Below are 18,319 nucleotides of genomic sequence, written 5' to 3'. Positions count from 1 at the left end.
CCTGTGGGCCTGTCGGACGAACTGACCCCAGTTGCCTCATTTTTAAGGGCCGCGCCCACCGCTCGCCGTTCAGTCTTTCCTCGACGGAACACCCGATGCTTGGATCTTCAAATCAATAAACAACGTCGCCGCACAGGTCTGCTGGTCAGTGCCTCCGTCGCGCATAACTGCTTACAGCCTGTAAAGTCTCGGACCGCCGGCGCGAAGTTTCTGCCGCGGCAAACCATTCCACGCCAATATTTACCGGATTTTACCTCCCATTGGGAGCGAACTCTCATAATATTGAAGCTGAATATATATGGATTAACTGCCCTACGAGTGCAAAACCATTGAGGGGAACCAATATGGAAACTCACGCTGGGAACGGCTATTTCGGGTTCGGACCATATCGCTTGAATCCGGCTGCAAGAGTTCTCCGGCGAGGCGACGATCTGCTTGCGATAGGCAGCCGCGCCTTCGACGTCCTTGCCGCTCTCGTTCAAAATCATGGACGGGTTCTCTCTCACGGGGAGCTCATGGCATTCGCATGGCCCGGTCTCCACGTCGAAGCCTCCAACATAAGAGTGCAAATGACGCATCTGAGGCGCGAAATCGGCTGTGGCGAAAACGGTAATCGCTATATCGTCAGCGTGGTGGGCCGCGGCTACAGCTTCGTCGCCCCCGTCATATGGGAAGAGGCGTCCGAGCCGGAGGACAGGTATGCGCCCTTGAGCTGCGATCAGGCTTGCTGCAATGGATCTGACGGCGCAACGAATACCTCTTTTCCGCCTCGTTTGAGCCACCCTATCGGCCGAGACGAGAATATTTCCAAGCTTTCGCAGATGGTGGCTGAGCGCCGGTTCGTGACCGTTGTGGGTGCAGGAGGGGTCGGCAAGACGACTCTGGCCATCTTGGTGGCGCACGCCCTCCACATGTTTGACCATGCGTGTTTTGTCGATCTCGGCATCATCGATGATGAAACGGCCGTCTTGGAAGCGGTAGCCTCGGCTCTGGAGATCCCCTTTTCAGCAGGCGATGCCATCGGCGACATCATCGGTCAGTTGTCTCCACGAGGCACCCTCGTAATCCTTGACAACTGCGAACACGTTATTGACACCGTGGCCGATATCGTGAGTTCGGTGCTCAGGCGTACCGCCAGTGTGCATATTCTCGCCACGAGCCGAGAAGCGTTCCGTTTGCCCGGCGAGGCCGTATATTTTCTCCGGCCACTTGGTGTTCCTCCGCCTACAGGGCGTTTGACTGCCGCTCAGGCGCTACTTTGGCCTGCGATTCAGCTTTTCGTGGAACGTGCGGTCGATGGCGGCTATCTGGAGTCGTTAGGCGACGAGGAAGCAGCGGCAATAGCGGCTGTTTGCCGGAGATTGGACGGCAATCCGCTGGCGATAGAACTTGTGGCGAGCCGCATGGCCCCCTACGGCCTAGATCGGGTCGCGGAGCTGTTGGACAACCAGCTCTCCTTGCGATGGAGGGGCAGCCGATACGCCAACCCACGCCACCAAACCGCAGAAGCGATGATGGATTGGAGTTACGCTCTTTTATCCGACATGGATCAACGGGTATTCAGGCGACTGTCGGTATTCCCGGGCGAGTTCTCCGTTGATGCTGCCCTCGCGGTCGTGGAAGATGATGACTTCGAGCAGGCAGATATCATCAAATCGATCGGCAATCTTATCGACAAGTCCCTCCTCTCACTTCATCCGGGAACAGGACCTGCGCACCTCAAGCTATCGGGCATCGCTAAAGCCTATGCGGCGTTCAAGCTCCTTGCCTCCGGGGAGCGCGCACCCATCGAACAACGCCAGTCTTTGTACCATGTTCAAGCGCCTCAACAGTGCCGCGCAAGCATGGCTGTCTCTTCGGATGGCGGACAGACGGTGCAGCTCCGGGCGTCTTAGGCCGTCCTTGCAATTCCGGGGTTTGTGGCGGTGACGGACGACTGCCGCAGGCTTCGACAGTTCCCGATAGGCGAAGGATCCGAAAGAAAAAGCCCGAATAGTCCAACACGCGACTAAGCACGGCAAAATCGCAGGATTTAACCACAATTAATATGCGTCCGAGGCTGGGTTGGTCGATTATTCCCCGTGTCGCCATCGAGATCAATGATCGGAGAACTCGCATGTCCCGAAACCTTGGACTTATCTTCAGCGCCCTAGTGGCGTTCGCAAGCACATCTCCCGCCGCGGTCGCTGCGGATCTCAAAGCCAAGACCGTTGTCCTTGTTCACGGCGCTTTCGCCGACGGATCGTCCTGGCAGAAAGTCATCCCTCTTCTGGAAAAGGCCGGATTGAAAGTTGTCGCCGTCCAAAATCCATTGGAGTCCCTGGAGAGCGACGTGGCCTTCACCAAGCGCGCGATCCGCGATGCCGAAGAACCCATCGTACTCGTCGGTCACTCGTGGGGCGGCGTAGTCATCACGGAAGCGGGTGATGACCAGAAGGTGAAATCCCTGGTCTACGTTGCCGCCTACGCGCCTGATGCCGGTCAATCGCTGGTCGATGTCGCCTCCAAATACCCTGACCAGGAAAGCCGGAAGACATTCGTCAAGGACGAGGATGGGTATCTGAAGATAAGCGATGACGGCATTTCCAGGTACTTCGCGGCCGGCCTCTCCCCGGACGAGCAGAGGCTCGTTGCCGTCGTGCAGGGACGTTTCCATGTGCGTGCCACCACCATGCCCGTCAGCCATGCCGCCTGGCGTGACAAACCGTCTTTCATGGTCGTGGCGACGCAGGACCAGATCATCGCTCCCCAGATGCAAAGGGATCAGGTGAAATCTGCAAAGGCGGAGATGATCGAAGTACCTTCCGGCCACGTGGCGATGCTCTCCCATCCCGAGGAGGTAGCGGATCTCATTGTGAAGGCGGCCCAATAGGTGGCAAGGGCGAGCACGCCTCTTTCGCTTGGGCGAAACAACTGAAATCCGGATCGACAGAGGCGAATAAGACGATGCCACCCCTCGTTATAGCCTTACGCTTCGAAGCGAAATGGATGCTTACGGAAGGCGGAGCCAAGGTGGCCTGCAGACATCCCTGAAGGGCTCTACCATCGTGACCATCCGCCGTACGGCACCAATTAACCACATCAAATAAGGAGGATTCTATGAGCAAGGGTAACGTTCTTGTCGTTGGGTCGAATGCCACCCGGATTGAAATTCAGGGCGGTGGAACTGGCCCAACCGGCCAATATCTCAACGAAACCGTGGTGCCAGCCATGGCTCTTGTTGCCGCCGGATACGAGATCGTGTTGGCAACGCCCGACGGCACCAAGCCGCACATCGATCCCGTGTCGGACGCGGCACAGCATTTTGACGGCGACGAAGCTGCTCACAAGCGCGGGCGCGCCTTTTTCGACGACCATCGGGCGATGAACGATATCAGGACATTGAGATCAGTCATCGAAGACGGGATCGATGGTTATGCCGGCGTCTTCGTACCCGGCGGTCAGGCACCGGCCGTCGATCTTATGCAGGATGCCGATCTCGGCGAGATCCTCCGCCGCTTTCATGCTCGCCGGAAACCCACGGCCTTTCTTTGCCACGGGCCGATCGCCTCGCTTGCCGCACTGCCGCACGCAAAGGAATATCGGGCTGCCCTGATTGCAGGCGATGTTTCCGAAGCGTCTGAACTCGCTAGGGGCTGGCAGTATGCCGGTTATAAGATGACGGTGTTCTCCGCCAGTGAGGAGAAACCGATCGAAGAACAGGTCCTTCATGGCAAGCTCTATTTCAACATGCCAGACGCATTGCGCATGGCGGGTGGCGACGTCACGACGAACCCGGTCGACTTCTCCCCCCATGTGATAGAGGACCGCGAGCTGATCACAGGCCAAAATCCGCGATCGGATCATCCTCTTGCGGCGAAACTGGTCGAGGCCCTCAACCGGGTGACGGTTTCGGCGTGATCTGATGGAACACGGCATGGAAGGTGATGGCGTGCCTTCTATGCTGTTATCCCGGCCCGCGACGTCTCGTCCGCCCAAGCAAGTTACCTCATGCATTCCATCAGGAGCGTTCTGTATGACACAGTCGCCGACCAAGATCACAGCCATCCTGACAGCTCATCTCGGAAAGGCCGTCGAGTTACGAGCATTGCTTGTTGGCATGGCACCGCTTTGCCGGGCCGAACCCGGCAATCTGCGCTGGGATGTCTGGTGCGACCGGGCGCATGGCGAGCGATACGTGCTCGATGAACTCTATCTGGACGCCGCCGCCGTCGAGGTGCATCGCATGACACCCCATTATCAAGCCTATCTGGCCAAGATTCCCGAACTGGCAGAGAGAACGGCCTGGGTGCTGGAGGCGGTAGAGGTCGGATAGTTCCCAGCAACACGACAGTACCACCGCGGCCACCGGTGCGATTCGAACGCTTGCATTTAAGCTGTCCTGTGGCGGTCAGAAGTACCCCAACGATGTCGGCTTGTGGGATGGGCCTAGACGGATGGCTGTGATCGCTTAGTCTGGCGTCATCATCCTCCGGAGCATTTCCATGACGCAGTCTTTGCTCTTCGGCGCCTTTCTGGCGGCGCTCTTCTACGTGCTCATTCCAGGACCTGCCTTCCTGCAACTGCTCGGCATCGGCGCCGGGCAGGGCCGCAAGGCCGGCGCCTTCTTCATGATGGGGCATCTGGTCGGGGATCTCATCTGGTCGTCGCTGGCGCTGATCGCGATCGTCGGCGCAAAGACGATCGGAACCTTCGTCTTCGACCTGCTCGGCCTTGCCTGCGGTTTCTACCTCGCCTGGATCGGCTGGAGCGCGGTCAATGCCAAGCCGAAAGCGGAAGGGCAGGCACTTGTTGTGGTCGAGCGGCCGTTTCGCCGCGGTCTGATCTTCGGCGTCACCAATCCGAAGGGTTATCCGGTGGCGCTCGCCACCTTCACCGCACTGGTTGCAGGCTCGGCCGGCGCGCTTGATTTCGAGGCGTTGCCGGTGCTTCTCGTCGTGTCGTTCGTCGGTTTCGTGACTGCCGACATCATCCTGATCGGCATCATCGGCGCCGGTACGGTGCGGCGCTTCTATCGCGCCCATGAGCGATTGATCGTGCGCTGCTCCGGCGTGCTTTTCATGGGGTTTGCCGCCCAGGCGCTCTGGCACGCAACGCCCGGCCTGCTCGGCTGGCGCAAGGCCTGATTAAAGCGCGTCGCGCCAAACTTGAATCATGCGACGCGCTTGTCTTTGTTGTTATGCATGTCGCTATCCTAAAACCGCTGCGCACTTTTCGGCGTCATGCTCCGATCAGCCATCGAGGAAATTGACGATCGATTTTAGCGTCTGGACCTCGTTGGCATCGCCGATCGACATGGCGACCTGCAGCTGGTTCTTGTAATAATCGAGGAAATTGAAGCTGGTGCCGTCGGTGACGCTGGAGAGATCGATGACGTTGCCGAGTGGATCGATCGCATGCATCGGCAGCGGTTCGGAGATCGCGGCGTAGGTATTCTGATCGATCAGGCCGCTGTCGAAGCTCTGGCGTGCGTAATTGCGCAGCTCTCCAGGGCTGACCGCGGTGAAATCCGGGCCTTCGCCAACTTCGTCTTCGATCTGGAACGAGGCCGGGGCGACAGCTCTGGTCTCGATTTCAATATCAGAGGTCTTCGAACTTTTTGCGTTATTCGGATTGTTTTTAAAAAGCAAACTCTGAGAAGACCGCACAGAAAAAATTTCCATGGCGCATGTCCCCTTACAAGAAGAACATCGGAAAACTAGCGCCTGCGCGTGATTCGCGTCAATCGTTAACGATTGGTTAATTTTCACGTATCAATTGTTGTCCACCAGATTTGACGGACGTCCATCAGATTGGCAGACGGGGCAAAAGGCCCTACCCGGCAACATACCAATTTCACGACGGCTCTCCTATATTGACGATCCATCTGCATGCCAAAAGGAATTCTCCGATGCCTTCTCCACATGATTTCAATCCGGCGCTGGTGACCTGGGACGGTCTTCACGGCCTGCCGCGTTTCGATGCCCTGGATGACGGTGATTTTGCCGCCGCCTTCGAGGCCGGGCTTGCCGCGCATGAAAAGGAGATCGACGAGATCGCCGGAAACGGCGATGCGCCGACATTCGCCAATACGGTCGTGGCGCTGGAGATTGCCGGCGACGCACTGTCGCGTGTCTCGGCGCTGTTCTGGAACAAAGCAGGCGCGCATACCAATGATGTGATCCAGGCGCTGGAGCGGGAGATCTCGCCGAAGATGTCGCGCCACTATTCGAAGATCGGGATGAATGCGGCGCTTTTTGCCCGTATCGACACGCTCTGGGAGAATCGCGAGACGCTTGGCCTGACGCTCGAGCAGACACGCGTGCTGGAACGCCATTGGAAAGGCTTCGTCAAATCGGGCGCCAAGCTTGACAAGGCCGAACAGGAAAAACTCGCCGCGATCAATGAAAAGCTTGCCGGCCTCGGGACGCAATTCGGCCAGAACGTGCTGGCCGACGAGAAAGCCTGGGCACTGGTCCTTTCGGACAACGCCGAGCTCGAGGGCCTGCCGGAATTCCTTCGTGACGCGATGGCGGCGGCAGCGCGCGAACGCGGCGAAGAGGGCAAATATGCGGTGACGCTGTCACGCTCGATCATCGAGCCGTTCCTGACCTTTTCGGAGCGCCGCGATCTGCGCGAGCAGGCTTTCAAGGCGTGGGTGGCGCGCGGCGAAAATGACGGGGAGACGGACAACCGCGCGGTCATCAGGGAAACGCTGGCGCTGCGCCATCAGGTCGCGACGCTGCTTGGCTACGGCAATTTCGCCGAGCTGAAGCTCGACAACACGATGGCGAAGACGGCGGATGCGGTGAACGGCCTGCTGAGGGCCGTCTGGGCGCGGGCGGTGAAACGCGCCGGCGAGGAGGAGGTCGATATCGCCGCATTGATCGCCGAGGAAGGCCGGAACCACGAGGTGATGCCCTGGGACTGGCGCCACTATGCCGAAAAGATCCGCGCACGGAAGTTCGATTTCTCCGAAGCCGAGCTCAAGCCTTATCTGCAGCTCGAGAAGATCATCGAAGCCTGCTTCGACGTGGCCGGCCGGCTGTTCGGCATCCGCGCCGTCGAGAAGAAGGGCGTGGCCGCCTATCACCCGGATGTCAGGGTGTTCGAAATCAGGGACCGCGAGGACAAGCTCGTCGCCCTGTTCCTCGGCGATTATTTCGCCCGCAGCTCGAAACGTTCCGGCGCCTGGATGAGCTCGTTGCAATCGCAGCACAGGCTGGAACTGAAGGATGGCCGCCACGGCGAATTGCCGATCATCTACAATGTCTGCAACTTCGCCAAGCCGGCGGAAGGCAAGCCGGCGCTGCTGTCGCTCGATGATGCCCGCACGCTGTTTCACGAATTCGGCCATGCGCTGCACGGCATGCTTTCGAATGTCACCTATCCCTCGGTTTCGGGCACCGGCGTTTCGCGCGACTTCGTCGAGTTGCCGTCGCAGCTCTATGAACACTGGCTGACGGTGCCCGCTATCCTGAAGCGGTATGCCGTGCATGTCGAAACCGGCGAGCCGATGCCGCAGGCCCTGCTCGACAAGGTGCTGGCAGCGCGCACTTTCAATGCCGGCTTCAATACGGTCGAGTTCACCTCGTCGGCGCTGGTCGACATGGCGTTTCACACGAGAACGACCGTCGAGGACCCGATGGCGGTGCAGAGCGAGGTGCTGGCCGAGATCGGCATGCCGAAGTCGATCGTCATGCGCCATGCGACGCCGCACTTCCAGCACATCTTTTCCGGCGGTTATTCGGCCGGTTATTACTCCTACATGTGGTCTGAGGTGCTCGACGCCGACGCCTTCGCCGCCTTCGAGGAGACGGGAGACGCCTTCAACGGCGAGATGGCGCGCAAGCTCAAGGACAATATCTATTCCGTCGGCGGTTCGGTCGATCCGGAGGACGCCTACAAGGCCTTCCGCGGCAAGCTGCCGAGCCCGGATGCGATGCTCGTCAAAAAAGGACTTTCGACCTTCGAGGAATTGACAGGCAGCGACGCCTAAGACAATTTGATGACATGCGATGATGCGGCGGGGCGACAGCCTTGCCGCAGCTTTTGCGCGTTCCCCCCTTTCGCAAACGCAAAAAAAACTGTATGGACGCCCCAAACTAATAGGCGCGCCCTCTAGAGCGTGCGCCCCAGCTTCAGAGATTTCACATATGGCACTTCGCAATATCGCGATCATCGCGCACGTTGACCATGGCAAAACGACCCTGGTGGATGAGCTTCTCAAGCAGTCCGGCTCGTTCCGCGAAAATCAGCGTGTCGCTGAGCGCGTGATGGACTCGAACGATCTCGAAAAAGAACGCGGCATCACCATTCTCGCCAAGGCGACCTCGGTGGAATGGAAGGGTGTCCGCATCAACATCGTCGATACCCCCGGCCACGCCGACTTCGGTGGTGAAGTCGAGCGCATTCTCTCGATGGTGGATGGCGCGATCGTTCTCGTCGATGCGTCCGAAGGCCCGATGCCGCAGACCAAGTTCGTGGTCGGCAAGGCGCTGAAGGTTGGCCTTCGCCCGATCGTCGCGATCAACAAGATCGACCGTCCGGATGGCCGCCACGAAGAAGTCATCAACGAAGTCTTCGACCTCTTTGCAAACCTCGACGCGACCGACGAGCAGCTCGACTTCCCGATCCTCTACGGTTCGGGCCGCGACGGCTGGATGAACGTCAATCCGGAAGGTCCGAAGGATCAGGGTCTTACGCCGCTTCTCGACCTGGTGCTCAAGCATGTTCCGGAGCCGACCGTCCACGAAGGCCCGTTCACGATGATCGGTACGATCCTCGAAGCCAACCCCTTCCTCGGTCGCATCATCACCGGCCGCATCAATTCCGGTTCCATCAAGCCGAACCAGGCAGTGAAGGTTCTCCACGCTGACGGCAAGACGATCGAAACCGGCCGTATTTCCAAGATCCTCGCCTTCCGCGGCATCGAACGTCAGCCGATCGAAGAAGCGCATCAAGGTGATATCATTGCGATCGCCGGCCTTTCCAAGGGCACGGTCGCCGATACCTTCTGCGATCCTTCGATCACCGCACCGCTGCCGGCGCAGCCGATCGATCCGCCGACCGTCACCATGTCCTTCATCGTCAACGATAGCCCGCTGGCGGGCACCGAAGGCGACAAGGTGACCTCACGCGTCATCCGCGACCGTCTCTTCAAGGAAGCAGAAGGCAACGTCGCCCTGAAGATCGAAGAAGCCGAAGGCAAGGATTCGTTCTACGTGTCCGGCCGCGGCGAACTTCAGCTCGCCGTTCTCATCGAAACCATGCGTCGCGAAGGCTTCGAGCTTGCCGTGTCGCGTCCGCGCGTCGTGATGCACAAGGATGAAAGCGGCCAGCTTCTTGAGCCGGTCGAGGAAGTCGTCATCGACGTCGACGAAGAACATTCCGGTGTCGTCGTGCAGAAGATGTCCGAGCGCAAGGCCGAAATGGTCGAGCTGCGCCCGTCGGGCGGTAACCGTCTCCGCCTGCGTTTCTATGCACCGACCCGTGGCCTGATCGGCTACCAGTCGGAACTGCTGACGGACACGCGCGGCACGGCGATCATGAACCGCCTGTTCCATGACTACCAGCCCTACAAGGGTGTGATCGGTGGCCGCGTCAACGGCGTGCTGCTCGCCAACGCTCCCGGCGAAGCCGTCGCCTATGCGATGTTCAACCTGGAAGATCGCGGCCCGATGATCATCGAGCCGGGCGAAAAGGTCTATGCCGGCATGATCATCGGCATCCATTCGCGCGACAACGACCTTGAAGTCAACGTCCTGAAGGGCAAGCAGCTCACCAACATCCGCGCCGCCGGCAAGGACGAAGCGGTGAAGCTGACGCCGCCGATCCGCATGACGCTTGATCGCGCGCTCTCCTGGATCCAGGACGACGAGCTGATGGAAGTGACACCGAAGAATATTCGTCTGCGCAAGATGTATCTCGACGCAAACGATCGCAAGCGTTTCGAAAAGTCGAAGGCCGCTCTCTGAGAGCCTGAAGCGCGTCGCACTCTTTCAGAAATCCTTTAAACCCCGGCCTTCACGCCGGGGTTTTTTATTGTGCGCCGCGTCGATTCCATCTTGTGACAATCGTTAAAAAAGCGTTAACTTTTGATCGTCGTCCACATATCAAGTCTGTGGGCAATCGATCACAATGCCGCTGTGCATATGGTTAATTGCCCTCGGCGGGACCAGAGTAAACGTTATGAAGACGTTGTCGATCGATGTCCGGCGGGCCGAGCCGCAAGATGCCCGAGCCATATCGGAAACACACAGGCTTGCCTGGCAACACACCTATGCGGGCATCATTCCCCATCGCGCACTGACGCAGATGATCGAGCGTCGCGGCGAAAGCTGGTGGCGCAAGGCAACGCGCGGCCCGGCAACGCTGCTGGTTCTCGATGTTGCCGGGACAGTCGCCGGCTACGCGACGCTCGGCCTCAACCGCGCCCGCGCTTTGCCGCAGGAAGGCGAGATTTACGAGCTTTATCTTCGGCCCGAGTATCAGGGCATCGGCCTCGGCAGGATGCTGTTCGGCGAGGCGCGCCGGCTCTTGAAGTCGCTCGGCTGCAACGGGCTGGTTGTCTGGTGCCTCGAGGAAAACGAGAACGCCAGCGACTTCTACCGCAATCATGGCGGCGTCGATTTCTGCGAAGGCATGGAGAGTTTCGACCACAGGCAATTGAAGAAGATCGGCTTCATCTGGAGCTGAACGCCCTTCAAAGTGCCACAGCCTCCTTTGGCGTCAGAAAAGACGTGCGGCGCTGGAGTCGGCGTTCGCCTATCTCCTCTTGGAAACTTTTGATGTGAATGTGGCCCGGTGCAGTCAAGCATTGGCGCTGTGCGATGTTGCGTTGCCACATGAAACTGATTATCTGGCTGCCAGCAAATTCAACCTCGCGGGAGTTTCTTATGCGCATCGACGCCATTTCAATCGGCAACAATCCACCTGAGGACGTCAACGTTATCGTCGAGGTTCCTGTCGGCGGTCACCCCATCAAGTATGAGATGGACAAGGAAGCCGGCACGCTGGTGGTCGATCGTTTCCTCTATACGCCGATGACCTATCCGGGCAATTATGGTTTCGTGCCGCACACGCTGTCGGAAGACGGCGACCCGATCGACGTCCTGATCGCCAGCACCCGCCCGCTGGTTCCCGGCTGCGTCATCAATGTGCGCCCGATCGGCGTCCTGAAGATGGAAGACAATTCCGGCAAGGACGAGAAGATCATCGCCGTGCCGTCGCCGAAGCTGACGCTGCGCTATGAAAAGGTGAAGGACTACACCGATCTTCCGGAGATCACGCTGAAGCAGATCGAGCACTTCTTCGAGCACTACAAGGATCTGGAGCCCGGCAAGTGGGTGAAGATCTTCGGGTGGGGCGACTCCAAGGAAGCCGGCGAACTCATCCTCGAAGCCGTCGAGCGCGCCAAGAAGAAAGGCTGATCGCTCAGCCTAAAACTATCTCGAGCTTTTTTACCAAATCCTCCGGGTCGCCGTCGATCCGGAGGATTTTTTTGCGCGCGGTCTCACCCGAGACGAGGCTGACGCTGGATTTGGGAATGCGCAGGGATTTTGCGATCAAAAGGATGAGTGCCTTGTTGGCCTTGCCTTTCTCGGGCACGGCAGTGACGCGTGCCTTCAGGAACGTTTCACCCTCGGCGTCGGCCTCGATGCCATCGATCGCGTCCCGCCCGCCATTCGGCGTCAGCCGGACGGCGAGGCGCAGATGGTCATCGAAAAGGATCCAGGGACGGCTCAAGCGACCAGCGGGTACAGCGTGGTCCAAAGCAGGGTGCGCAGGAAGAAGATGATCAGCAGCAGGATGATCGGCGAAATGTCGATGCCGCCAAGGTTCGGCAGCAGGCGGCGGATCGGCTTCAGCACCGGTTCGGTGACATTATAGAGGAATGTGCCGACCGAATTGACGAACTGATTGCTGGAATTGATAACATTGAAGGCATAGAGCCAGGAAAAAATGGCACTGGCAATCAGGATCCAGGTGTAAATATTCAAAGCCAAATCAATGGTTTGAAACAGCGCAAACATCGTCGTCTCCAATTCGTTGTTGACAGACATGTAGACATTGGCGACTAAACGAGCAAGTGCCGTGTGGAAACGCACGGTGAATCATGTTTAACGGGCGGCTTTGCCGCTATTCCGGCGCCCGTCTCCTCGGAAAACCTTCATGTCGTTTTCGCCCACCGGAGACCGTTTTGCCGCGTTCCGGCATTCGTCCTACACGCGGTTCTTCTTCGCGCGCTTCCTGCTTTCCTTCTCGCAGCAGATCGTCAGCGTCGCCGTCGGCTGGCAGATGTACGATCAGACGGGCAGCGCGATCTATCTCGGTTTGATCGGTCTCGTGCAGTTCCTGCCGTCGCTGCTGCTCATCCTCGTCACCGGTTCGGTAGCCGACCGGTACAATCGCCGGGCGATTGCCGCACTCTGCTCGTTGGTGAGCGCGCTCTGCACGCTAGCGCTGCTTGTGATGACTTTGATGGGAAGCTTTACGCCGCTGCCTGTCTTCGCTGTGCTTTTGATCTTCGGCATCGAGCGCGCCTTCATGTCACCGGCAGTGCAGTCGCTGGCACCCAATCTCGTGCCGGAGGAGGCGCTCTCCAATGCCATCGCGTGGAATTCGTCGTCCTGGCAGCTCGCGGCAATCACCGGCCCGGTGCTCGGCGGTCTGCTTTACGGCGTCAGCGCAACGACCGCCTATACGGTGGCGGTGATCTTTTCCGTGCTTGGCGCCGCCCTTCTCTACATGATCCCGAAACCGGTGCAGAAGACGACCGGCGAGACCAAGAGCTGGGCGATGATCCTTGGTGGCTTCAGTTTCATCCGCGCCGAAAAGGTGGTGCTCGGCGCGATCTCGCTCGATCTCTTCGCTGTGCTGCTCGGCGGCGCGACGGCACTGATGCCGATTTTTGCACGCGATATCCTCACTCTCGGGCCGTGGGGCCTCGGACTGCTGCGCGCCGCACCCGGCCTTGGCGCCATCGTCATGGCGGTCTTGCTTGCCGCCTATCCGCTCAGACATCGCGCCGGCATCTACATGTTCATCGGCGTCGCCCTGTTCGGCGTCGGAACGATCATCTTCGGCATATCGACCAACACCGAAGTCTCGATCGCGGCGCTGGCGCTGATGGGGGCGGCCGACATGGTGTCGGTCTATGTCCGCGAGAGCCTGATTGCGCTCTGGACGCCGGATCAGCTGCGCGGCCGCGTCAATGCGGTCAACATGGTTTTCGTCGGCGCTTCGAACGAGCTCGGGGAATTCAGGGCGGGTACGATGGCGGCGATCTTCGGCGCGGTGCCGGCGGTCGTCATCGGCGGGATCGGAACGCTTGTCGTGGCGGCGATCTGGGCTTCGAGTTTCCCCAAGCTGCGCAGGATCGATACGCTGGACGCGCCCACTCCATAGTCGGAATCGACTATGCGCGGATGGCGATAGAGGACGTCGCCTTCGCCGTCTTTCCCTCGAAGACGATGTCGAGAAATTCGGTCAACCAGGCTTTCAGCGGCGCGTCGAACAGCATGCGGCCTTCGAGATGTTCGCGGCCCTGCTGGGCATTCGGCAGGATGAAACGATGGGCGCCATGTACGACCCAGCGATGCATCATCACCCGGGTCAGTTCGGCGTGGAACTGCAGGCCCCAGGCATTGCCGTCGTAGCGGAAGGCCTGGTTCGGATAGGCATCGCCTTCGGCCAGGAGGTCGGCGCCGCGCGGCAGCTCGAAGCCCTCGCGGTGGAAATGATAGACCATTCTCGGCCAGTGCATCAGCAGCCGGCCCTTCTCGGTCGGGTGCAGCGGATACCAGCCGATCTCCGTCGAGCCGTCGGCATTCGACTGCACCTTGCCGCCGAGATGATGCACCAGCATCTGCGCGCCGAGGCAGATACCGAGGTAGGGGCGTTTTTCCCGCAGGGGAACATCGATCCAGTCGATTTCCTTCTTGATGAAGTCATCGGGATCGTTGGCGCTCATCGGCCCGCCGAAGACGACGGCGCCGGCATGGTCTTCAAGTGTTGTCGGAAGCGGCTGGCCCAGAACCGGGCGACGGATATCGAGGCGATAGCCCTTTTCGATGAGCAACTGGCCGACACGGCCGGGGCTCGACCGCTCCTGATGCAGGACGATGAGGATCGGGCGCTGGTCGCGGTTCTGGTTTTGCTCAGTCGGTATCATCTTGCGCAACCTGGACATCCGTCACCCTGGCGGCGGCCTCCTGCCGCTTCTGGATGCGCTCGCGCGAGGAGACGCCGAGCAGATCGGCGATACGCCAGATCACATGGTCTTCCATCTCGCTGCGTTCGCCATCGGCATAGACGATGTCCCAGAGGACGCCGATCAGCTCGAGGCGTTGCTCGGTATTAAGATGACGTTTCAGGTCGGCGGTGAAGCGATAATAGTCGACGGCGGAGCTTTCGGCCTCAAGGCCGGCGGCTATCAGAGCATCGAGCTGCTTGCCGTCGAGTGCATACTGCTCCTTCAGGAGCTTGCGCAGCCGCTTCTTCTCGCTGGCTTTGATCTGACCGTCTGCCTCCATGACCTGCATGCAGAGCGCTGCCACTGCGATGCGGGGATCATCAGGGGCAAAACCTTTCTTCGGGTGGTCGGCGGTGAGATTCTGGAAGAATGCCTGAAAGCGTTCGAACATGCGGTTTTCGTTCCATTTCAGAAAAGGCGGAGCCGTGTCTTGGGTTCCGGTTCCACCCTGGGATCGCGAACGCCGGGATCATCCGGCCGTCCGCCAAAGAAAGGTTTTGCCTCGCTCGGCGCCGGCGCTTTATCGCCCGCGGCCGGTTCGACGGGTTTCTGTTTTGCCGATGTCGGTGCCGGTGCCGGCGTGGGGCGCACAGCCTCGGCAATCGTCGCGGCGCGTTCCAGCTCAATGATGCGATGGTCGTTAACCGGGCTTTCCGGCCTGACGTCACGCAGCGGCGGCAATGTCTTCAAAGCCGTTTCGATCGAGGCCGGTGCCGAACCGTCTTCGAGCGGACCCTCGATCTGGCCGAAGGGCGCCTTCCATTCGAAGGCGTCGAGACGGCCGGTCACCGGCGATACCGGCAGCCATTTGTCGGACACGAAGCCGTCTGCCACCCAGGCCGGATCGCGCGGCGCCTTGAGCGCCTGGGCCAGCCAATGGCGCACGCGACCCTGGTCTCCGGTCTCGGCTTCTTCGATGTCGGCCAACAGCAGGTAGGCGGCTTCACGCGGCTGCATGCGCGCCGCTGCTTCCGCCTTGGCGCGAGCCTTGGCGAATTCCTGCGCGTCGAGGGCTGCCTGGGCGACGACGAGAAGGGATTCGACGTTGTTCGGGCGCTGCCCTTCCAGCCGCTCGGCACGCTTCAGCCGGTCGAGCGTGGAATCGCCGCTGCGGGCCCGGACATAGGCTTGGCCGATCTCAGGATGCGGCGCCGATTTCCAGGCCTGTTCGAGGATCGAGGCGGCCTTGCGCACGCCGCCCTCGCGAAACAGCGCCTTTGCGGCAATGAGGGCGGCCGGAATGAAATCCGCGGCAAGCTTCAGCGCCTGCAGGGCGTCGTCGCGGGCACCTGTCGGGTTGCTTTCCAGCTTCTCGCCGGCGCGCGCCGTCAGGAGGACGGCGTGCAAACGGTTGGCTTCGGCCTTTTCGACGACGCGGGCGGCCTTTTGCTGTTCGAGCAGGCGGATCGCATCATCCCAGCGGCCGGCCTGGCTGCGATATTCGAGGGTCGCCTGTGCGGCCCAGGGCAGATATGGCGCGTTGTCGGCAGCCTTTTCGGCATATTGGCGGGCCGCCTCGTTGGCCCCGAGACGGCGGGCTTCCAGATAGAGGCCGCGCAGGCCAAGCTCGCGCGTCTCTGGATCGTTGGCCATCGCCTCGAACTTGGCGCGTGCCTCATCATGGCGGCCTTCGATCAGGGCGGCCTGGGCCTCGAGCAGGTTGATCAGCGGTTCCTGGTCGGCGCGGATGAGGCCACGCGAGCGGGCGGCCATCTTGCGGGCGAGCAGCGCGTTGCCGGCGCCGGCGGCGATCAGGCCGGTCGACAGCGCCTGATAACCGCGGTCCCGCTTGCGGGCGCGGAAATAGCGCGTCACCGAATGCGGCGAGGTCCAGACGAGACGGACGAACCACCAGGCGATCATCACGGCGGCGATGAGAGCGATGATCGCGCTGGCGGCGACGATCAGCCTCGTCTGGTAGATCTGGCCCTCCCAGATCAGCGAGAGGTCACCGGGACGATCGGCGAGCCAGGAGAAGCCATAGGCGAGAAGCAGCACGAAGAGGGCGAAGACGACAAGGCGGATCAGCATGGTCTCATCCTTCCTTGCCGGTGCCGGAAACCGCTTTCGACAGCGCCCCGCCGACCAGTTCCTCGACGCGGATGCGCGCTTCGAGCGATTGCTTGAAGGCGGTGGACGCCTGCTTGCCGAGGGCCGGCAGATTGTTCCATTCGGCGGATGCGCCGGGCAGGTCGCCGCTTTTCACCTTGTCCTCCATGCGGGCGGCGATGGCTTCGACGCTTTCGCCCTCGATATTGCCGACGGGACGGACGCTCACCAGCGATTTGGCGCTCGACATCAACCGGTCCGACCAGCTCTGGTGCGGATCCGGCTGGTTGACGGCTTCGACGATCGCGGTGGCGACATCGGGAACCTCGCCCACCAGCTCGGCGCGTGAGGGAATGCCGGTCTCGGCAAAGGCTCTAAGGTCGGCAACGGCTGGATCGTCGGGTGCGACGCCGGCAAAGGTGTCGAGTTCGGCCAGGAAAGGGCCACCACGATCGATCGCCGCCTTCAGGGCGGCAGCGGCGATCGCCCGGGCAACGGCGACGTCCTCGCGCGGCTCGTTCAGCTTCTTTTCGGCCTCTTCGAGGCGCTTGGCGATATCGGCGCCGTTCGTCGTCTGCTGCTCGGATGACTGGGCAAGGGTCGAGCGCAGCTGGTCGACCTGACCGGTCAGTTCCGCAATCTTCTGGTTGAGTGCCTCGACGTTAACAGAATCGGCCGGTGCGGCGACCGCGGGGGCCTTCGCAGCCGTTTCCAGCGCAGCGATCCGCTTCTCAAGCTCACCATTATCCGCGCTCGCCGGATTGGCGGCAAGGTTGGCGACGGCCTGTTTCAGGCCGTCGATCTCGCCGGCAAGATCGGCCGTTTCCGGCGAGGTCGTCTGCGGCGCGGAGGAGCCCGGGAGGTAACCCGCATACTGGATGGCGCCGGCGCCAAGCAGTGCCACCAGGCCGCCGAAAATGCCGGCGGCAATGAGACCGGAGGTGCCGGCGCTCTTCGGCGCAGGCTGTTCGGGAGGAGGGGTAAAGGAAGGTTCTGGAGCTGCCGGTTCCTCCTCCGGCGCATCCATCACAGGCTTCTCTTCATCTTCGGCATGCGACGCAGTCTCGGTTTCGGGCGGCAGGCCGACATCGGCGGCAGCGGGGCTGTCGGCGTCGGCAGTTTCATTGTCTACCGGTTTTTCGGTATCGGCTGCAGCGGCGAATTCCTGTGCATCGAGGTCGATCGTGACCGGCTCGTCGGCGCTCTTCGAATGGCGTGGCGGGTTTCCCGATACCATGAGATCCTCTTTATTCTGCATTGCAACGAAACTAGACAGTGATGCCAGTTAAGGGAAGAGGTTAGATCAAATTTGGGCGGCTAGAGCCTTCAAAGCAGCGACAAAAGGCTTTTCTCATCCGGCATCGGCGAAATCGTTACGTTTTTTTTCAAAGCGGTCGGGATGGCTTGCGATACCGCCTCGCTGAGGCAGAGAAGGCGGATTCCGCTGTGTTCCGGCACGGCCGATCGCAGTTCCGGCGCGCGAAAAAAATCCTCGGCCGTCTGCCGGGAATAGAAGAGAATAGCCTGAGGGTGAGGGCCGGAGAAAATCGATTCGATCTCGGCCGGGCTGGGGACGACCGGTTGCATACGATAACATTCGGCGACGGAAAAATGGATGCCGAGCTCGCGCAACCTTCCTTCCAAAGTCTCGGCGCGCGGGGTGCCAGCGACGTAGAGCAGCGTGCCCGGTTTCTCCGACGCGACGAGATCGGCGAGATCGCGGCCGTTGCCCTGGGATGAGGCGACCGATCGGAAGCCGAGGCTGCGCGCTTCTTCGGCCGTCGTTTCGCCCACCGCAAAAAGCGGGCGGGCAAGATGCGGGTGAAGTTGCTCCCCGAGAGCGGAGAGGACCCTGATGGCTTCGGCGCTGGTCACGGCGATTGCGCCGCTGGTGGTTGCAAGCGCGGCTAGGGCGGCGGCGCTGTCGTGCAGGGGCTGACGCAGCGGCAGCAGCAGGGGCTCGTGGCCCAGATCGCGCAAACGTTGTGCGGTTCTCGTCGCCGAATGCGCGGGGCGGGTGACGAGCACACGCAT

18 protein-coding genes are annotated in these 18,319 nt (G+C 60.6%); 10 read left to right on the top strand and 8 right to left on the bottom strand.

The genetic code is table 11. From position 1 onward, the window contains the following. The first annotated feature begins 344 nt into the window (after positions 1-344). The 5 genes from ACD590_RS21070 to ACD590_RS21050 all read left to right on the top strand — a co-directional run bounded on the left by ACD590_RS21070 (position 345) and on the right by ACD590_RS21050 (position 5,126). Positions 345-1,895, top strand: coding sequence for a winged helix-turn-helix domain-containing protein (locus tag ACD590_RS21070; protein ID WP_439003288.1), 1,551 nt, complete (start codon positions 345-347; stop codon positions 1,893-1,895). Positions 1,896-2,116: 221 nt separating this feature from the next. Then, positions 2,117-2,872 (top strand): alpha/beta fold hydrolase, encoded by a 756-nt coding sequence (locus ACD590_RS21065; RefSeq protein ID WP_018243943.1) that lies wholly within the window; start codon positions 2,117-2,119, stop codon positions 2,870-2,872. A gap of 227 nt (positions 2,873-3,099) precedes the next feature. Beyond that, a complete protein-coding gene (locus ACD590_RS21060) occupies positions 3,100-3,900 on the top strand; it encodes a type 1 glutamine amidotransferase domain-containing protein (protein WP_018243942.1) in 801 nt (266 codons plus the stop codon). Between the two features lie 115 nt (positions 3,901-4,015). After that, complete coding sequence (locus tag ACD590_RS21055; RefSeq protein ID WP_018243941.1) at positions 4,016-4,315, top strand: putative quinol monooxygenase; 300 nt, start codon at positions 4,016-4,018, stop codon at positions 4,313-4,315. Positions 4,316-4,484: 169 nt separating this feature from the next. After that, positions 4,485-5,126 (top strand): LysE family translocator, encoded by a 642-nt coding sequence (locus ACD590_RS21050; RefSeq protein WP_012759334.1) that lies wholly within the window; start codon positions 4,485-4,487, stop codon positions 5,124-5,126. 105 nt (positions 5,127-5,231) lie between these two features. Here ACD590_RS21050 and ACD590_RS21045 read toward each other — a convergent pair whose 3' ends face one another. Next, a complete protein-coding gene (locus ACD590_RS21045; RefSeq protein ID WP_018243940.1) occupies positions 5,232-5,663 on the bottom strand; it encodes a hypothetical protein in 432 nt (143 codons plus the stop codon). Between the two features lie 227 nt (positions 5,664-5,890). Between ACD590_RS21045 and ACD590_RS21040 the strand changes: the two genes are divergently transcribed. From ACD590_RS21040 to ppa, 4 genes are all read left to right on the top strand, one after another. After that, positions 5,891-7,978 (top strand): M3 family metallopeptidase, encoded by a 2,088-nt coding sequence (locus ACD590_RS21040; RefSeq protein ID WP_439003287.1) that lies wholly within the window; start codon positions 5,891-5,893, stop codon positions 7,976-7,978. Positions 7,979-8,135: 157 nt separating this feature from the next. Further along, positions 8,136-9,956 (top strand): translational GTPase TypA, encoded by a 1,821-nt coding sequence (gene typA / locus ACD590_RS21035; protein WP_018243938.1) that lies wholly within the window; start codon positions 8,136-8,138, stop codon positions 9,954-9,956. Between the two features lie 214 nt (positions 9,957-10,170). Beyond that, the gene (locus tag ACD590_RS21030) at positions 10,171-10,677 is read left to right on the top strand and encodes a GNAT family N-acetyltransferase (RefSeq protein WP_018243937.1); all 507 of its coding nucleotides are present in this window, start codon (positions 10,171-10,173) and stop codon (positions 10,675-10,677) included. A gap of 200 nt (positions 10,678-10,877) precedes the next feature. After that, complete coding sequence (ppa, locus tag ACD590_RS21025; RefSeq protein WP_011653868.1) at positions 10,878-11,411, top strand: inorganic diphosphatase; 534 nt, start codon at positions 10,878-10,880, stop codon at positions 11,409-11,411. 4 nt (positions 11,412-11,415) lie between these two features. On the opposite strand, the gene ACD590_RS21020 is transcribed toward ppa, so the two are convergent. Next, complete coding sequence (locus tag ACD590_RS21020; protein WP_439003286.1) at positions 11,416-11,727, bottom strand: DUF167 domain-containing protein; 312 nt, start codon at positions 11,725-11,727, stop codon at positions 11,416-11,418. Continuing rightward, positions 11,724-12,014, bottom strand: a complete 291-nt coding sequence (locus ACD590_RS21015; protein WP_018448228.1) for a YggT family protein — start codon at positions 12,012-12,014, stop codon at positions 11,724-11,726. The genes ACD590_RS21020 and ACD590_RS21015 overlap by 4 nt, the downstream gene beginning before the upstream one ends. Before the next feature lie 139 nt (positions 12,015-12,153). Between ACD590_RS21015 and ACD590_RS21010 the strand changes: the two genes are divergently transcribed. Next, positions 12,154-13,389, top strand: coding sequence for an MFS transporter (locus tag ACD590_RS21010; RefSeq protein ID WP_210066593.1), 1,236 nt, complete (start codon positions 12,154-12,156; stop codon positions 13,387-13,389). Between the two features lie 10 nt (positions 13,390-13,399). Here ACD590_RS21010 and ACD590_RS21005 read toward each other — a convergent pair whose 3' ends face one another. The 5 genes from ACD590_RS21005 to ACD590_RS20985 form a co-directional block, all read right to left on the bottom strand. Then, a complete protein-coding gene (locus tag ACD590_RS21005; RefSeq protein ID WP_439003285.1) occupies positions 13,400-14,173 on the bottom strand; it encodes a glutamine amidotransferase in 774 nt (257 codons plus the stop codon). Beyond that, on the bottom strand, positions 14,142-14,627 hold the full coding sequence (locus ACD590_RS21000; RefSeq protein WP_012759325.1) for a TerB family tellurite resistance protein: 486 nt from the start codon (positions 14,625-14,627) through the stop codon (positions 14,142-14,144). The genes ACD590_RS21005 and ACD590_RS21000 overlap by 32 nt, the downstream gene beginning before the upstream one ends. Positions 14,628-14,644: 17 nt before the next feature. After that, positions 14,645-16,267: a heme biosynthesis HemY N-terminal domain-containing protein gene (locus ACD590_RS20995; RefSeq protein ID WP_439003284.1), complete on the bottom strand. Its 1,623-nt coding sequence runs from the start codon at positions 16,265-16,267 to the stop codon at positions 14,645-14,647. Positions 16,268-16,271: 4 nt separating this feature from the next. Further along, positions 16,272-17,543, bottom strand: coding sequence for a COG4223 family protein (locus tag ACD590_RS20990; RefSeq protein WP_439003283.1), 1,272 nt, complete (start codon positions 17,541-17,543; stop codon positions 16,272-16,274). Between the two features lie 68 nt (positions 17,544-17,611). Next, positions 17,612-18,319, bottom strand: a complete 708-nt coding sequence (locus ACD590_RS20985) for a uroporphyrinogen-III synthase (protein WP_439003282.1) — start codon at positions 18,317-18,319, stop codon at positions 17,612-17,614.

This window comes from Rhizobium sp. 862_C5_N1_2 (genome assembly GCF_051811205.1).
In the GTDB taxonomy this organism is placed as follows: Bacteria; Pseudomonadota; Alphaproteobacteria; order Rhizobiales; family Rhizobiaceae; genus Rhizobium; species Rhizobium leguminosarum.
This window is presented reverse-complemented; position numbering and strand designations above follow the sequence as displayed.

Coding starts and splice junctions, on each gene's coding strand:
- ACD590_RS21070 (WP_439003288.1), top strand. CDS start 345: ATGGAAACTCACGCTGGGAACGGCTATTTCGGGTTCGGACCATATCGC.
- ACD590_RS21065 (WP_018243943.1), top strand. CDS start 2,117: ATGTCCCGAAACCTTGGACTTATCTTCAGCGCCCTAGTGGCGTTCGCA.
- ACD590_RS21060 (WP_018243942.1), top strand. CDS start 3,100: ATGAGCAAGGGTAACGTTCTTGTCGTTGGGTCGAATGCCACCCGGATT.
- ACD590_RS21055 (WP_018243941.1), top strand. CDS start 4,016: ATGACACAGTCGCCGACCAAGATCACAGCCATCCTGACAGCTCATCTC.
- ACD590_RS21050 (WP_012759334.1), top strand. CDS start 4,485: ATGACGCAGTCTTTGCTCTTCGGCGCCTTTCTGGCGGCGCTCTTCTAC.
- ACD590_RS21045 (WP_018243940.1), bottom strand. CDS start 5,663: ATGGAAATTTTTTCTGTGCGGTCTTCTCAGAGTTTGCTTTTTAAAAAC.
- ACD590_RS21040 (WP_439003287.1), top strand. CDS start 5,891: ATGCCTTCTCCACATGATTTCAATCCGGCGCTGGTGACCTGGGACGGT.
- typA (WP_018243938.1), top strand. CDS start 8,136: ATGGCACTTCGCAATATCGCGATCATCGCGCACGTTGACCATGGCAAA.
- ACD590_RS21030 (WP_018243937.1), top strand. CDS start 10,171: ATGAAGACGTTGTCGATCGATGTCCGGCGGGCCGAGCCGCAAGATGCC.
- ppa (WP_011653868.1), top strand. CDS start 10,878: ATGCGCATCGACGCCATTTCAATCGGCAACAATCCACCTGAGGACGTC.
- ACD590_RS21015 (WP_018448228.1), bottom strand. CDS start 12,014: ATGTTTGCGCTGTTTCAAACCATTGATTTGGCTTTGAATATTTACACC.
- ACD590_RS21010 (WP_210066593.1), top strand. CDS start 12,154: ATGTCGTTTTCGCCCACCGGAGACCGTTTTGCCGCGTTCCGGCATTCG.
- ACD590_RS21005 (WP_439003285.1), bottom strand. CDS start 14,173: ATGTCCAGGTTGCGCAAGATGATACCGACTGAGCAAAACCAGAACCGC.
- ACD590_RS21000 (WP_012759325.1), bottom strand. CDS start 14,627: ATGTTCGAACGCTTTCAGGCATTCTTCCAGAATCTCACCGCCGACCAC.
- ACD590_RS20995 (WP_439003284.1), bottom strand. CDS start 16,267: ATGCTGATCCGCCTTGTCGTCTTCGCCCTCTTCGTGCTGCTTCTCGCC.
- ACD590_RS20990 (WP_439003283.1), bottom strand. CDS start 17,543: ATGCAGAATAAAGAGGATCTCATGGTATCGGGAAACCCGCCACGCCAT.
- ACD590_RS20985 (WP_439003282.1), bottom strand. CDS start 18,319: ATGCGTGTGCTCGTCACCCGCCCCGCGCATTCGGCGACGAGAACCGCA.